13 protein-coding genes and 1 tRNA gene are annotated in these 15,177 nt (G+C 70.0%); 9 read left to right on the top strand and 5 right to left on the bottom strand.

Annotated elements, in window-relative coordinates; all coding sequences use genetic code 11:
• Positions 1–89 precede the first annotated feature (89 nt).
• The 6 genes from MKL20_RS02335 (at position 90) to lpdA (ending at position 7,354) form a co-directional block, all read left to right on the top strand.
• Positions 90–3,080, top strand: coding sequence for a 2-oxoglutarate dehydrogenase E1 component (locus tag MKL20_RS02335; protein WP_244035320.1), 2,991 nt, complete (start codon positions 90–92; stop codon positions 3,078–3,080).
• Between the two features lie 93 nt (positions 3,081–3,173).
• Positions 3,174–4,508 carry a 2-oxoglutarate dehydrogenase complex dihydrolipoyllysine-residue succinyltransferase gene (gene odhB / locus MKL20_RS02330; RefSeq protein ID WP_244035319.1) on the top strand — a complete coding sequence of 445 codons (1,335 nt, stop codon included), beginning with the start codon at positions 3,174–3,176 and terminating at the stop codon, positions 4,506–4,508.
• A 53-nt stretch (positions 4,509–4,561) separates the two neighbouring features.
• A complete protein-coding gene (locus MKL20_RS02325; RefSeq protein ID WP_244035318.1) occupies positions 4,562–4,816 on the top strand; it encodes a DUF4160 domain-containing protein in 255 nt (84 codons plus the stop codon).
• The gene (locus MKL20_RS02320; RefSeq protein ID WP_244035317.1) at positions 4,813–5,127 is read left to right on the top strand and encodes a DUF2442 domain-containing protein; all 315 of its coding nucleotides are present in this window, start codon (positions 4,813–4,815) and stop codon (positions 5,125–5,127) included. Before MKL20_RS02325 ends, MKL20_RS02320 begins: the two co-directional genes overlap by 4 nt.
• An 8-nt stretch (positions 5,128–5,135) precedes the next feature.
• Positions 5,136–5,885 (top strand): SDR family oxidoreductase, encoded by a 750-nt coding sequence (locus MKL20_RS02315; protein WP_244035316.1) that lies wholly within the window; start codon positions 5,136–5,138, stop codon positions 5,883–5,885.
• A 68-nt stretch (positions 5,886–5,953) separates the two neighbouring features.
• The gene (gene lpdA / locus MKL20_RS02310; RefSeq protein WP_244035315.1) at positions 5,954–7,354 is read left to right on the top strand and encodes a dihydrolipoyl dehydrogenase; all 1,401 of its coding nucleotides are present in this window, start codon (positions 5,954–5,956) and stop codon (positions 7,352–7,354) included.
• Between the two features lie 21 nt (positions 7,355–7,375).
• Here lpdA and MKL20_RS02305 read toward each other — a convergent pair whose 3' ends face one another.
• From MKL20_RS02305 to MKL20_RS02295, 3 genes are all read right to left on the bottom strand, one after another.
• On the bottom strand, positions 7,376–8,239 hold the full coding sequence (locus MKL20_RS02305; protein ID WP_244035314.1) for a response regulator: 864 nt from the start codon (positions 8,237–8,239) through the stop codon (positions 7,376–7,378).
• A 145-nt stretch (positions 8,240–8,384) separates the two neighbouring features.
• Complete coding sequence (locus MKL20_RS02300; RefSeq protein ID WP_244035313.1) at positions 8,385–9,353, bottom strand: tyrosine recombinase XerC; 969 nt, start codon at positions 9,351–9,353, stop codon at positions 8,385–8,387.
• Positions 9,354–9,410: 57 nt separating this feature from the next.
• The gene (locus tag MKL20_RS02295; protein ID WP_244035312.1) at positions 9,411–10,949 is read right to left on the bottom strand and encodes a PAS domain-containing protein; all 1,539 of its coding nucleotides are present in this window, start codon (positions 10,947–10,949) and stop codon (positions 9,411–9,413) included.
• 184 nt (positions 10,950–11,133) lie between these two features.
• Between MKL20_RS02295 and MKL20_RS02290 the strand changes: the two genes are divergently transcribed.
• On the top strand, positions 11,134–11,457 hold the full coding sequence (locus MKL20_RS02290) for a YnfA family protein (protein ID WP_243968829.1): 324 nt from the start codon (positions 11,134–11,136) through the stop codon (positions 11,455–11,457).
• A 7-nt stretch (positions 11,458–11,464) separates the two neighbouring features.
• On the opposite strand, the gene MKL20_RS02285 is transcribed toward MKL20_RS02290, so the two are convergent.
• Complete coding sequence (locus tag MKL20_RS02285; RefSeq protein WP_244035311.1) at positions 11,465–12,040, bottom strand: peroxidase-related enzyme; 576 nt, start codon at positions 12,038–12,040, stop codon at positions 11,465–11,467.
• A gap of 135 nt (positions 12,041–12,175) precedes the next feature.
• Between MKL20_RS02285 and ruvC the strand changes: the two genes are divergently transcribed.
• Positions 12,176–12,799, top strand: coding sequence for a crossover junction endodeoxyribonuclease RuvC (ruvC, locus tag MKL20_RS02280; protein ID WP_243968833.1), 624 nt, complete (start codon positions 12,176–12,178; stop codon positions 12,797–12,799).
• A gap of 24 nt (positions 12,800–12,823) precedes the next feature.
• Here the strand turns inward: ruvC and MKL20_RS02275 are convergent.
• A tRNA-Tyr gene (locus MKL20_RS02275) sits at positions 12,824–12,907 on the bottom strand.
• A 409-nt stretch (positions 12,908–13,316) separates the two neighbouring features.
• On the opposite strand from MKL20_RS02275, the gene MKL20_RS02270 reads away from it, so the two are divergent.
• Positions 13,317–15,170, top strand: coding sequence for a DEAD/DEAH box helicase (locus MKL20_RS02270; protein ID WP_279594475.1), 1,854 nt, complete (start codon positions 13,317–13,319; stop codon positions 15,168–15,170).
• Positions 15,171–15,177: the final 7 nt, after the last annotated feature.

The following is a 15,177-nucleotide window of genomic DNA, read 5'->3' as shown; positions in this document are numbered from 1 at the left end:
CGCCCCGGTTCAATTTCAGGGCGATCCGCCCCGCGAGCGGGTCGCCGGAAGGGCAGGAGAGCCTGCCCGCGCGACAGGATGAACGGACCATGGCACGCCAGGACGTGAACGAAGCGCTCCTCGAAACCTCGTTCCTCTACGGCGCCAACGCCGCCTACATCGAGGAATTGCAGGCGGCCTACGCCCGCAATCCGGCCTCGGTCGACCAGGAATGGCAGACCTTCTTCAAGGGGCTCGGCGAGGACGAGACCCTGGTCGAGAAGAACGCCGCCGGGGCCTCCTGGGAGAAGCCGAACTGGCCGGTGCCGCTCAACGGCGAGCTGGTCTCAGCGCTGGACGGCAATTGGGGCGCGCTGGAAAAGGCGATCGGCGACAAGATCGTCGCCCGGGACGCCAAGGAGCCAAAGCCCGGCAAGCCGGTCGACAGCGTCGCCACCACCACCGGCGTCTCCGTCGAGCAGGCCACCAAGGATTCCGTGCGGGCGATCATGCTGATCCGCTCCTACCGGATGCGCGGCCACCTGCACGCCAAGCTCGATCCGCTGGGGCTCGCGCCGCGCGGCGACCACGAGGAGCTGCACCCGCAGCATTACGGCTTCACCGAGGAGGCCGACTGGGACCGCCCGATCTTCCTCGACAACGTGCTCGGCCTCCAATTCGCGACGATCCGCGAGATCGTCGACATCCTGGAGCGGACCTACTGCCAGACGCTCGGCGTCGAGTTCATGCACATCTCCGATCCGGCCGAGAAGGCGTGGATCCAGGAGCGCATCGAGGGCAAGGACAAGGAGATTTCCTTCACGCCCGAAGGTCGCCGCGCGATCCTGAACAAGCTGATCGAGGCCGAGGGCTTCGAGAAGTTCCTGGACCTCAAGTACACCGGCACCAAGCGCTTCGGCCTCGACGGCAGCGAGTCGATGATTCCGGCGCTGGAGCAGATCATCAAGCGCGGCGGCGCGCTCGGCGTGCGCGAAATCGTGCTGGGCATGGCCCATCGCGGCCGGCTCAACGTGCTCACCAACGTGATGGCGAAGCCGTTCCGGGCGGTGTTCCACGAGTTCAAGGGCGGTTCCGCCTCCCCGGCCGAGGTCGAGGGCTCGGGCGACGTGAAGTACCACCTGGGCGCTTCCTCGGACCGCGCCTTCGACGGCAACAACGTCCACCTGTCGCTCACCGCCAACCCGTCCCACCTCGAGATCGTCGATCCGGTGGTGCTCGGTAAGGTCCGGGCCAAGCAGGACCAGTGGGCCAAGCCCCATATCCAGCGCTCCAGCGTGCTGCCGCTGCTGATCCACGGCGACGCCGCCTTCGCCGGCCAGGGCGTGGTCGCGGAGTGCTTCGGCCTGTCGGGCCTGAAGGGTCACCGCACCGGCGGCTCGGTGCACTTCATCATCAACAACCAGATCGGCTTCACCACCGATCCGCGCTTCTCCCGCTCCTCGCCCTACCCGTCGGACGTGGCGAAGATGGTCGAGGCGCCGATCTTCCACTGCAACGGCGACGATCCGGAGGCCGTGACCTTCGCGGCCAAGGTGGCGGTCGAGTACCGGCAGAAGTTCGGCAAGCCGGTCGTGATCGACATGCTGTGCTACCGCCGCTTCGGCCACAACGAGGGCGACGAGCCGGCCTTCACCCAGCCGAAGATGTACCAGCGGATCCGCAAGCATCCGTCGGTGCTGGAGACCTACGGCCGCAGGCTCGTCGAGAACGGAACCCTCGACCAGGAGGCGCTGGACACCCGCAAGGCCGAGTTCCGCCAGGTCCTCGACAGCGAGCTCGACGTCGCCACCAACTACAAGGCCAACAAGGCCGATTGGCTCGACGGCCGCTGGTCCGGCTTCAAAGCCGTGCACGAGGATGTCGACGATCCGCGTCGCGGCCGCACCGCGGTGCCGGCCGAGACCCTGCAGGAAATCGGCCGCAAGATTACCCAGGCGCCCCCCGGCTTCCATCTGCACCGCACGATCCAGCGGTTCATGGACAACCGCGCCAAGGCCGTGGAGACCGGTGCCGGCATCGATTGGGCGACCGCCGAGGCCCTGGCCTTCGGGGCGACGCTGCTCGACGGCAACCGGGTCCGGCTCTCCGGCCAGGATGTCGAGCGCGGCACCTTCTCCCAGCGCCACGCCGTAGTGATCGACCAGGAGAACGAGCAGCGCTTCACGCCGCTCAACGCCATCCGCGAGGGGCAGGCCTCGATCGAGATCATCAACTCGATGCTCTCCGAGGAGGCGGTGCTCGGCTTCGAGTACGGCTACTCGCTCGCCGAGCCGAACGCGCTTGTCCTGTGGGAGGCCCAGTTCGGCGACTTCGCCAACGGCGCCCAGGTGGTGATGGATCAGTTCATCGCGAGCGGCGAGCGCAAGTGGCTGCGCATGTCCGGCCTCGTGCTGCTGCTGCCGCACGGCTACGAGGGCCAGGGTCCCGAGCACTCCTCCGCCCGCCTGGAGCGCTACCTGCAGGCCTGCGCCGAGGACAACATGCAGGTGGCCAACGTCACCACCCCGGCCAATTACTTCCACATCCTGCGCCGGCAGCTGAAGCGGGACTTCCGCAAGCCGCTGGTGCTGATGACGCCGAAGTCGCTGCTGCGCCACAAGCGGGCGGTCTCGACGCTGGACGCCCTGGCCGAGGGGTCGACCTTCCACCGCGTCCTGTGGGACGATTCCGAGGAGGAGGGCGCGCCCAACAAGCTGGTGCGCGACGACAAGATCCGCCGCGTCGTGCTGTGCTCCGGCAAGGTCTATTACGACCTGCTGGAGGAGCGGGAGAAGCGCGGGCTCAACGACGTCTACCTGATGCGCGTCGAGCAGCTCTACCCGTTCCCGCTCAAGGCGCTCGCCACCGAGATGGGCCGGTTCCGCAACGCGGACGTGATCTGGTGCCAGGAGGAGCCCAAGAACATGGGCGCCTGGTCGTTCGTGGAGCCCTACCTCGAATGGGTGCTCGGCCAGGCCGGCTCCGCGGTGAAGCGTGCCCGCTACGTCGGCCGCCCGGCCTCCGCATCCACGGCCGTGGGCCAGATGTCGAAGCACCAGGCTCAGCTCCAGGCGTTCCTCAACGAGGCGCTGGCGGTCTGATTTTCCAGGACCTGGCGGCGGCCTTCCCAGGCCGTCGCCGCCACTTTCCAGGCCGTCCGGCACGGCCCAACCGATCCGGAAGTGCAGATCAACATGGCTACCGATATCCTCGTCCCGACGCTCGGTGAATCCGTGAGCGAGGCCACGATCGGCCGCTGGTTCAAGAAGCCCGGCGACACGGTCGCGGTCGACGAGCCGATCGTCGAGCTCGAGACCGACAAGGTCACCCTGGAGGTCAACGCCCCGGCGGCTGGTCAGCTCGGCGAGATCCTGGTCAAGGACGGCGAGACCGTCGAGCCCGGCGCGCTGCTCGGCTCGATCGTCGAGGCCGGGTCCGCGGCCGCCGGCGGTAAGAAGGCCGCCGCGAAGGAGGCCGCCGAGACCAAGGCCGAGAGCCGCAGCGAGGCGCCTAAGCCCGCTTCGTCCGCGAAGGCCGAGGCGCCAGCTCACGAATCCTCAGCCGGTTACGGCAACCACGGCGACGCGGGCGCCCCCGCGTCCCAGCAGCGCCCGACTGGCGATAACGGCCCGGCGGTGGCCAAGCTCGCCCGGGAGAGCGGCGTCGACCCGTCCGGCATCAACGGCTCCGGCAAGGACGGCCGCGTCACCAAGGGCGACATGCTCGGCGCGATCTCGAAGGGGCCTGGACCAGGGCCGGCCCCGGCCGCCGCCCCCGCCAAGGAGGCCCGCCCGACCCTGCCGCGCGCCCCCTCGGCGCCGGACGATGCCGCGCGCGAGGAGCGCGTGCGCATGACGAAGCTGCGCCAGACCATCGCGCGCCGCCTCAAGGACGCGCAGGACACCGCCGCGATGCTGACGACGTTCAACGACGTCGACATGTCGGCCGTGATGGCCCTGCGCAGCCAGTACAAGGACATCTTCGAGAAGAAGCACGGCACCAAGCTCGGCTTCATGGGCTTCTTCACCAAGGCGGTGATCGGCGCCCTCAAGGACGTGCCGGCGGTCAATGCCGAGATCGACGGGCAGGACCTCGTCTACAAGAACTACTACCACATTGGCATCGCGGTCGGCACCGATAAGGGACTGGTCGTGCCGGTGGTGCGCAACGCCGACGACCTGTCGATCGCGGGCATCGAGAAGACCATCGCCGGCTTCGGCAAGAAGGCCCGCGACGGCAAGCTGTCCATCGAGGACATGCAGGGCGGCACCTTCACGATCACCAACGGCGGCATCTACGGCTCGCTGATGTCGACCCCGATCCTCAACGCCCCGCAATCGGGCATCCTCGGCATGCACCGCATCGAGGAGCGCCCAGTGGTCCGCGCCGGCAAGATCGAGGCGCGGCCGATGATGTACCTCGCGCTGTCATACGATCACCGGATCGTCGACGGTAAGGAGGCTGTGACCTTCCTGGTGCGGGTGAAGGAGGCGCTGGAGGATCCGGCCCGGCTCGTGCTGGATCTGTGATCCGGGTTGGCTGGGGAATGATCGTGGGCTCGATCGGAAAGTCTTGCTGATCGATGCCGACCATCGCCATCGTCGAGGGCGTTCGGATCACGATCTATCTCAACGATCATTTGCCGCCTCATCTGCACGCATTCTTTTCCGGCCAGGAGGCGAAGCTTTCGATCGTCACGGGCGAAGTCCTCAGCGGGGCTTTGCCGCGTGCGAAACTCAAGGGCATCCGGGCGTGGCTGGATGCGAACCGCGAACAGGTTTCCTATGTCTGGCGAGAGATCCGGGCCGGTCGCTACAACGGGGGAATGATCGAATGACGTCGCATCGAATCGCCTTCGTTGAGCCGCTTCAGTATCCGACTCTCCGCGTCACGTTCGATGACGGCATCGCGGGTATCCTGGACCTTTCGGACTCGATCGCGACGGGCGCGATCTTCGCGCCGCTAAGGGATGAAGCCTATTTCCGGACGGTGGCTGTCGGCGATCAGGGGCGGACCTTCGGCTGGAACCTCGACGCCGTCGGGCACGAGATCGATTTCTGCCCCGACGCAACGCGGATCCGGATCGAGACCCAGATCGTCGAGGACCTCGCGAGCCGCTACGCGTCGGCCCACGCGGCAGCCGCATGAGTGAGCCCATGAACGGACCCAACGTCGCCATCGTCACCGGCGGCAGCCGCGGCATCGGGCGGGCGGTGTCGCTGCTCCTGGCGGAGCGCGGCTACGCCATCTGCCTGAGCTACGTCTCCGACTCGGCCGCGGCGCAGGCGGTGGTGGATGCGATCACCGCCAAGGGCGGCAAGGCGCTGGCGGTGCGCAGCGATGTCGGCGTCGAGGCGGACGTGATCGCCCTGTTCCAGGCGGCCGACGGGCTCGGCCGGCTCGCCGCGCTCGTCAATAACGCCGGCGTGGTCGATATGAAGTCCGACGTCGCCGACATGAGCGCGGCCCGGCTCCAGCGGATGATGAACACCAACGTGGTCGGCAGCTTCCTGTGCGCCCGCGAGGCGGTGCGGCGGATGTCGACCAAGCGCGGCGGGGCAGGGGGCGCCATCGTCAACCTGTCCTCGGTGGCGGCCCGCCTCGGCGGTCCCGGCCAGTTCGTCGACTACGCCGCCTCGAAGGGCGCGATCGACTCGCTCACCATCGGGCTCGCCCGCGAGGTCGCCGGGGAGGGCATCCGCGTCAACGCCGTGGCGCCCGGCATCATCGCCACCGAGATCCACGCCAGCGGCGGCGAGCCCGACCGGGTCGAGCGCCTCGGGCCAGGCGTGCCGATGGGCCGCGCCGGCACCGCCGAGGAGGTGGCCGCGCCGATCGCGTGGCTGATCTCGGAGGAGGCGTCCTACACCACGGGCGCCATCCTCGATGTCGGCGGCGGCCGCTGACCCCACCCTTTCAGACTCCCTTCTCTCCGACCGCCCCAGGCGGCATGACCGACCGGAAGCGAACTCCCATGTCCTACGATCTCGTCGTCATCGGCACCGGCCCCGGGGGCTATGTCTGCGCGATCCGCGCGGCACAGCTCGGCCTGCGGACCGCCGTGGTCGAGAAGCGCGCGACCCACGGCGGCACCTGCCTCAATGTCGGCTGCATCCCGTCGAAGGCGCTGCTCCACGCCTCCGAAGCCTTCGAGGAGGCGACCAAGCACTTCGCCGATCTCGGCATCGAGGTCAGCGGCGTGAAGCTCGACCTCAAGAAGATGATGAGCTTCAAGGCCGAAGGCGTGGCCGGGAACACCAAGGGCGTCGAGTTCCTGCTCAAGAAGAACAAGGTCGACACCTTCCACGGCACCGGCAAGATCGCGGGCGCCGGCCGGGTCGAGGTCGTGTCCGAGGATGGCGGCAACCAGATGCTCGAGACCAAGAGCATCGTCATCGCCACCGGCTCGGACGTGACGCGCCTGCCGGGCGTGACCATCGACGAGAAGGTGGTGGTCTCGTCCACGGGCGCGCTCGAGCTCGACCGGGTGCCGAAGAAGCTCCTGGTGATCGGCGCCGGCGTGATCGGGCTGGAGCTCGGCTCGGTCTGGCGCCGGCTCGGCGCCGAGGTCACCGTGGTGGAATATCTCGATCGGGTGCTGCCCGGCATGGACGGCGAGGTCGGCAAGCAGTTCCAGCGGATCCTGACCAAGCAGGGCATCCAGTTCAAGCTGTCCACCAAGGTGACCGGCGTCGAGGTCGGCAAGAAGGGCGCGAACGTCACCGTGGAGCCGGCCGCGGGCGGCGAGGCGGAGAGCCTGGAGGCGGACGTGGTCCTCGTGGCGATCGGCCGGGTGCCCTACACCGAGGGTCTCGGCCTCGACACGGTCGGCGTGCAGCGCGACGACAAGGGCCGGATCCTCACCGACTCCCACTACGCCACCAACGTCACCGGCATCTACGCGATCGGCGACGTGATCGCCGGCCCGATGCTCGCCCACAAGGCCGAGGACGAGGGCGTCGCCATCGCCGAGATGCTGGCCGGCCAGTCCGGCCACGTCAATTACGGCGTGATCCCGAACGTGGTCTACACCTTCCCGGAGGTGGCCTCCGTCGGCAAGACCGAGGAGGAGCTGACCAAGGACGGCATCGCCTACAACGCCGGCAAGTTCCCGTTCACAGCCAACGGCCGGGCCAAGGCGAATGGCACCACGGAGGGCTTCGTGAAGGTGCTGGCCGACGCCCAGACCGACCGGGTGCTCGGCGTGCACATCGTCGGGGCGGATGCCGGCAACCTGATCGCCGAGGTCGCGGTGGCGATGGAGTTCGGCGCCTCCTCCGAGGACATCGCCCGGACCTGCCACGCGCACCCGACGCTCACCGAGGCGGTCAAGGAAGCGGCGCTCGCCGTGTCCAAGCGCGCCATCCACGTCTGAGCGGCAGCACCCGGCGCGGGATCAGGCGATCTTGCGCCGGGCGTTCGGAAGGTCGGCGATCCGCAGGAGCGCGCTCGGCGCCGGCGGGGCGGTGAGCGCGTTCAGGAGATACGGCCGGCGCAGGCCCAGGGCGTTGTGCAGCGCCAGGTCGATGTCGCGGGCGTAGAACGGCATCCGCAGCACCGCGTCGACGCCGAAATAGCGCCCGGCCTGGGCGATCGGCTCCAGCTCCGACGTGGTCAGCAGGGTGATCCGGGTCGGGAGGCCGAGGGGCTGGATCTGGCAGGCGAGCTCCATCCCTTCGATGCCGCCGAGCTTCACATCGATGAAGGCGAAGTCGTAGGCGCCGAGCTTGAGCTGGCTCAGGGCGTGGCGCCCGCAATTGGTCTCTTCGAGCTGGATCGCGAAGCCGCTGCGCGCCACCACCCGGCTGATCGCCGTGCGCCCGGCGGGGGACGAGCAGGCGAGCAGCGCCCGGGTCGGGGTGCGGCGGCGGGCATCGGCATGCAGGAGCTGCTCGATATGGCCCGGATCGAGCGGCGTCTTCAGCACCTCGTAGGCGCCCAGACTCTGGGCGATATCCTGCCAATGCGCCAGCACGCGCGTGGCGACCAAGACGAGGCAGGGCGGCTCTGCGCCCGCCCGACGCGCCACCGCGACCGCCTCGGGCCCGCTCAGGTCTTCGAGTTGGAGACCCACGAAGGCGAGGCTGGGGCGTTTCTGGAGAAGGATGTCGCACAAAGCCTGACCCGACGTCGCCTCGTCGATCACGGCCTGGGGGTCGAAGCGCTCGACGATCGCCCTCAGGGCGCTACGCCGCCCCGCATTGCAATCCGCGATCACGACACGTGCGGGTGACCGCGCCTCGTCAAGCTCCATGGCCATGCCCGGCAATCCCATTCCCCGATGTGGAGAATGGATGGAGATCGTGACGAAGCTCTTAAAAGGCAGCCCAATAAACCACTATAGGGGATAGTCTGCTCGACATATTCCTGGAAACAGCTCTCAGCACTGGTATCCCACCGTTAGATTAGCGGCCGGCTCTTGGATGCGCCGCCGTGTAGGCACTCATGAGCCGGGCGGCGTCGACCTGGGTGTAGAGCTGCGTGGTCGACAGGGAAGCGTGGCCGAGCAGTTCCTGGATCGCCCGCAATTCGCCCTGGCGCGCGAGCAGATGCGTCGCGAAGGAGTGGCGCAGAGCATGCGGGGTCGCGCTCTCAGGTAGCCCGAGCGCCCCTCGGGCCCGGGCCACCGTGTACTGGATGATGCGCGGCGAGAGCGGGCCGCCGCGGGCGCCGACGAAGAGCGGCCCCTCCGGCGGCAGCGGCAGCGGGCAGGCGGCTATGTAGTCGGCCACCGCCCGCGCCACCACCGGCAGGATCGGCACCATGCGCTGCTTGCCGCCCTTGCCGAGCACCGTGACCTGATCGCTGCCCGGAAGCGGCGCGTCGCGCCGGGTGAGGCCCAGGGCCTCGGAGATGCGCAAACCCGCGCCGTAGAGCAGCGCCAGCACCGCGGCATCTCGGGCCAGCACCCAGGGCTCACGCTCCTCGCCGGCCCGGATGGCCGTGTCGGTGAGCGCCACCGCGGCTGCGACGGGCAGCGGCCGGGGCAGGCGCCGCGGGACCTTGGGCGCGCGCACGCCGCCGAGCGCCGAGACGCTGCCGTAGCCCTCGCGCTCCAGGAAGCGCCCGAACGAGCGCAAACCCGCCAGCATCCGCATCAGCGAGCGCCCGGACACCTCGTCGGCCCGGCGCGCCGCCATGAAGGCGCGGATGTCGCGCACTTTCAGCGCCACCAGCATCGGGATGGTCGGCGTGCCCTGGCGCGACGCGAGGTGGATCAGGAACTGGCGCAGGTCCCGGCTGTAGGCCTCGACGGTGTTGGGCGACATCCGCCGCTCCCGCGCCAGCCCGTCGGCCCAGGCATGGACCGCCTCGCGCAGGCGCGAATCGCCCGGAATCAGGATCAGGTCGTCGGCCGTCTCGCGCGCGCTCATGGCCTCACTCGACCGGTTTTTTGTTGTCGGGGGCTTAACGCCTCGCCGAGCGGCCGCTCAGTTCAAGATCCCGTCCTTGCCCTGGAACCCGGCCAGCGGCGCGGTGAGGACGCAGCGCAGGCCGGTCTCCCGGTATTCCAGGGCCACATTCCCGGCGACGGTGCCCGCGAAGGCGCGCTCGATCAGGCGGGTGCCGAAGCCCTTGCGCGAGGGCGGGGCCACCGGAGGGCCGCCCGATTCCATCCAGCTGAGCCGGAGTTGCGGGCCTTCGGCCAGGGTCTCGATCTGCCAGGTGACGCCGACATGCCCCGCCTCTGCCGAGAGGGCCCCGAACTTGGCCGCGTTCGTCGCCAGTTCGTGGATCATCAACGCCAGGGCGAGGGCCGCCTTCGGCCCGATATCGAGGGCCGGCCCCTCGATCCGCAGGCGGCCGGCGCGGGCATTGTCGTGGAGCGCCAGCGCGCCGCGGATCACCGCCTCCATGCCGGCCCGCTCGGCATTGCCGGCGAGCAGGATGTCGTGCGCCTTGCCGAGGGCCAGCAGGCGCTGCAGCAGGGCGTCGCGGGCGGACGTGACGTCCGGGGCGTCGCGCAGGGTTTGCGACGCGATCGCCTGGACCATCGCCAGGGTGTTCTTCAGCCGGTGGCTGAGTTCCTGGCTGAGCATCTCCCGATGCGAGTCGGCCTCGGCCTGCTGGGTCGCATCGAGCATCACGCCGGTCATCCGGGTGGCCGTGCCCTCCGCGGTGCGGACGATGATCGCCCGGTTGAGGACCGTCGCGTAGGTCCCGTCGGCCCGCCGGAACCGGTATTCCTCGCTCCAGCGCAGGGGCGCGCCCTCGAGGGCCGCCTGGACGCTGCGGCGGACGCGGTCGCGATCATCGGGGTGGATATGCGCGTACCACCAGGCGTTGCTTGGCTCGATCTCCGCCGGCCGGTAGCCGTAGAGCGCGGATAGCCCCTCGTCCCAGTGGATCCGGCCCGTCTGCGGGTTCCAGTCCCAGATCAGGTCCGTGGTCGCCCGCGACGAGAGCCGATAGCGCTCCTCAGAGACCGCCAGCGCGTCGCGGGTTTGGCGCTCGGCCGCCAGGGCCGATTCACGCTCCCGAACCGCGCGGCGCAGATCGAGCTGCGCCATCGCCTGCCGCGCCAGCGCCCGCAGGGCGAAGGACTGGTCCGCCTTGAGGCCGTCGGGCCGAGGCTCGGTGTCGATCACGCACAGGGTCCCGAACGGCACGCCGTCCTCGGTCCGGAGCACGGCGCCGGCATAGAACCGGATGAACGGCGCGCCCGTCACCAGGGTGTTGTCGCGGGTGCGCGGGTCGGCCCTCAGGTCGGGAATCACCATCAGCCCGTCCGCGGAGTCCAGCGCGTGGACGCAGACCGACTGGCTCAAGGGTGTCTCGCAGGACGGGAAGCCGAGCCCGGCCTTGAACCATTGCCGGTCGGCCGCGACGAGGCTGACGAGGCCCACCGGCACCGCGCAGATCTGCGTCGCCAGCGTGACGATGTCGTCGAAGGCCGGCTCGCGCGGCGTATCGAGGATGCCGTAGCTGTGGAGGACCTGGAGGCGGGCGGTCTCGATCGGGTCTGACATGGCCGGGGGGCGGAGGCTCGGGCGGCGGAGGCCGGAGAAAGCACGCGGAAGCGATCGGGATCGGTCTTAGCCTATCTTGGGCGTATGAGCATCTTGCACTTCGGGGGCAGGTCTTCGGGTGATGCATATTCAAGCGCATTGTCCGTCGCGGCTCGCCCGGCGCCGATCCCCATGCCAGGCTGGAGTGATGACGCTCCTCGCCTATGCCGGTGCCGCCCTGGCGGAGATCGCTGGATGCTTCGCGTTCTGGGCCTGGCTCCGGCTCGGCCGGTCGGCCTGGTGGGCGCTGCCGGGGATCGCCTCGCTCGTGGCCTTCGCCGGCCTGCTGACCCTGGTGGACAGCCCGGCAGCGGGGCGCGCCTTCGCGGCTTATGGCGGGGTCTACGTCGCCGCCTCGGTCCTGTGGCTGTGGCTCGCCGAAGGCCAGCGGCCCGACCGCTGGGATCTGGCCGGGGGCGCGGTCTGCCTGGCGGGCACGGCGATCATCCTGCTCGGGCGGCGGGGGTGAGGCGGCCTCATCGCCCCAGCGTGTAGAACTCGTCGTTCGGCCGCAGTTCGGCGACGCTGGCGAGCCGGTTCGACAGGGCGAACAGGGCGGTGATCGCCGCGATGTCCCAGATGTCGTCCGGGCTGAACCCGTGGCCCGCCAGCACCGCGTGGTCCTCGGCCTCGACCGTGTGGGCCGCCTGCGCGACCTTGAGGGCGAAGGCCAGCATCGCGCGCTGGCGCGGGGTGATGTCGGCCTTGGCGTAGGCGACGGCGATCTGGTCGGCGACCAGAGGGTTCTTGGCCCGGACCCGCAGGATCGCGCCGTGGGCGATCACGCAGTAGAGGCAGTTGTTGGCTGCGCTGGTCGCGACCACGATCATCTCGCGCTCGGCCTTGGTCAGGCCGCCGGGCTTGTCCATCAGCGCGTCGTGATAGGCCATGAAGGCGCGGAACTCGTCCGGGCGGTGCGCCAGCGCCAGGAAGATGTTGGGCACGAAGCCCGCCTTCTCCTGCACCAGGGCGATGCGGGCGCGCAGGTCGTCGGGCAACTCGGACAGCTTCGGCACCGGGAAGCGGCTGATCGGGGCCTTCTCGCTCGTCATCGTGCTCTCTTGGTGAAACCGGGCGTTCACGATACGTACGGCACGCTCGGGCCGATCGTCGAGGGCAGCCGGCCATAACGATGCGGCCAGCTTTCGGAACACGACGATGTACGAGAAAAAAAGCCCTGGAGCGTCATGAGCAGCATCGTCCGCATTCTGGGGATCGATCCGGGGCTCCGCCGCACCGGCTGGGGCCTCATCACCGCGCAGGGCAGCAAGCTGACCTACGGCGATTGCGGCGTCGTGACCTCGGACGGTGACCTGCCGCTGGCCCTGCGCCTGCGCGAGTTGTTCGAAGGCATCGGCCGCATCGTCGACGCGCAGAAGCCCGACGAGGTCGCCGTGGAGGAGACCTTCGTCAACAAGGACGCCCAGGCGACGCTCAAGCTCGGCCATGCTCGGGCCATGGCGCTGGTGGTGCCGGCGCTCGCGGGGTTGCCGGTGTTCGAATACGCCGCCAACCTGATCAAGAAGACCGTGGCGGGCTCCGGCCACGCCGAGAAGGTGCAGATCCAGGCGATGGTGCGCTTCCTGCTGCCGAAGGCGGAGTTCCGCGTCGCCGACGCCGCCGACGCGCTGGCCATCGCGATCACCCATGCCAGCCACCGCGACGCGCACGCGCTGCGCAAGACGCATCTGCCGGAGGGCAAGAAGCGCAGCCTCACCGGCCAAGCGGCCGCGGGCCAGGGACTGGCCGGGAAGGGGTTCTCGGCCGCCGCCGCCGCGCGTATCGAAGCGGCCCTGGCGAAGCAGGGCTGATCGGGCAGGATTTTCCAGAAAACTTGGTGGGGGAAGTAGGACTCGAACCTACGAAGCTTACGCAGCGGATTTACAGTCCGCCCCCTTTGCCGCTCGGGACATTCCCCCAAGGCGGGTTTTTCACCCGCGGCGCCCTTATGGTGAGGGGCTGGCCGGGTGTCAACGCTTGTCGTGGTGCGATCCCGCCTCCCGGGCCACGTTTCGGGCGCTTCGCCGGGGTTGAGGATACGGGGCCGCTGCGCGGCCAGTCCCGTGCTGGGTCCCGGATCAGGTTCCGCTACGCTCCACCTATCCGGGGAAGGGGCGGTGCAGGATCAAACGCCACGCCCTTTCCCGGGCACGTGCAGCGCCAGCGGAATGCGACCCGGGACCCAGTATGCGACGCGTCGCGCAGCGGCTCATTCTGACCGCACCTTGATCGCTGGGGAAGAAAACGCGAACGTTCCGCGTCCCCAGGGATTCACAAAGGAATCGGGATCGGCCACGGTGCGCGGATGTCGCCCTGCTTCGCCGGCCATTGACCCGTCCCGCCCCGTCCCTGCGGTCCCACCAGCGTACGTTGATGGCCCTCGTGGCGGCCATGGCGAGCGGGGAGGCGGGGCATGTCCAGAAGATCCTGGCGGCGGTGACGCCAGGCGGCGGCAAGTCGCTGCTGCCGGTGATCGCGGCGCACACGCTGATCGCGGCGGGCCGGGTCGAGCGTGTGGTCTGGGTGGTGCCGCGGGATTCCCTGCGCCTCCAGGCGGAGGAAGCCTTCGCCGACCCGCTCTGGCGCGCAGCGTTCGGCCATGCGCTCAGCGTGCGCGCCGCCGACAACGAGCGCGATCCGGCCCGCGGCCTCTCCGGCTACGTCACCACCTATCAGGCGGTGGCGGCCGCCCCGGCGCTGCACCTCGCCGAGGCGCGGGCGCACAGGACCCTGCTGGTGGTCGACGAAGTCCATCACCTGCCGGTCCCCGGGCGGCCTGGGGCGGACGACGCCTCCGCCGAGGAGGAAGCCGAGGCGGGGGCGTGGTCCCGGGCGATGCTGCCGGTGATGGAGGCGGCCGAGATCGGCCTGTTCCTGTCCGGCACCCTGGAGCGGGCCGACGGCCGGCGCATCCTCGGCCTACCCTACCGGCCGTCCGCCCTCGGCCGCGGCCCGGAACTCGACCTCGACGCGCCGGGGCTGGCGGTGATCGGCTATTCGCGCTCGCAGGCCCTGGCCGAGCGGGCGGTGCTGCCGGTCACCTTCGGGGCGATCGACGGCGAGGCGAGCTGGCTCGAAGGCGGGCGGATCGCCGGCGATAGCCCCCGGGTCGGGCCGCATCGCCTTGGCGCCGGATCGGTCCGGGTCACCACCCGGCCGGCTTTGTTCACGGCCCTGCGCACCGGCTTCGCCCGGGATCTCCTCAGCGAATCCTTCTTCGCGACCAAACGCCTGCGCGCCCGGCGCCGGCTCGAACGCGATCTGCCGCCCGGCCAGATGGCCCGGGGACTCGGCAAGCTCCTCGTGGTCGCTCCGGACCAGGCGAGCGCCCGCACCTACCTGACGACCCTGCGGAGCTGGATGCCGGCCCAGCAGGGGGAGCGTGACGTCCGGCTGGCGACCTCCGGCCAGGGCGACGCCCACGCGGCCCTGGCGGCATTCCGCTTGACCGCGGAGCCGGCGGTGCTGGTGACGGTGGCGATGGCCTATGAGGGGCTCGACGCCCCCGAGGTCGCCGTGGTGGCGGCTCTCACCCATATCCGCTCCCGGCCCTGGCTGGAGCAGATGCTGGCGCGAGCCACCCGGGTCGATCCGCATGCCGGCCCCTACGACAACCAGCAGGCCCTGGTCTTCCACCCGGACGACCCGCTCTTCGCGCGCTTCCGCCTGGAGCTCGAGACCGAGCAGGGCAGCAGCGTCCGGCCGAAGCGCGAGCGGCCGGCGAGCGCCATCGTCCCGGAGCGGACCCCGTGGCGCGACGAGGATCCCGGCGGCATCACGCCGCTGGAGAGCAACGCGATCGGGCTGCGCTACGCCCTGCTGCGCCCGCGGCTCGCCGAGCCCGCCCCGGTAGCGCCGGCGCCGGAACCGCCGTCCGTCACCGAGCGGACCCTGCGCCAGCGGCTCGCAGTCGCGGTGGCGAGCCAGGCGGTCGAGGACGAGGCGTCGCTGCGCGTGCCCCGCGGCGGCAACCTCGCGCATCGCTACAACGCGGTGCTCAAGCGCGTGCTCGGCAAGGGCCGCGCGACCATGACCCTGCCCGAGCTGGAGGCGGCGCTCGCCTGGCTTGAACGCAACCGGCTCTCGGACCATCTCGACCGCCTCGACGGTGACGCCCGCTACGCGTGGTCCGCCCGCCGGCGCCGCGGCCGCTGGCAGCCGGAGCGCGCCGCCGGCCGCTGACCCGTCG

The sequence above is a fragment of the Methylobacterium sp. E-066 genome (assembly GCF_022829635.1).
Taxonomy (GTDB): domain Bacteria; phylum Pseudomonadota; class Alphaproteobacteria; order Rhizobiales; family Beijerinckiaceae; genus Methylobacterium.
Note: the sequence above shows the minus strand (reverse complement) of the source record. Positions and strands in the feature narration are given on the sequence as shown.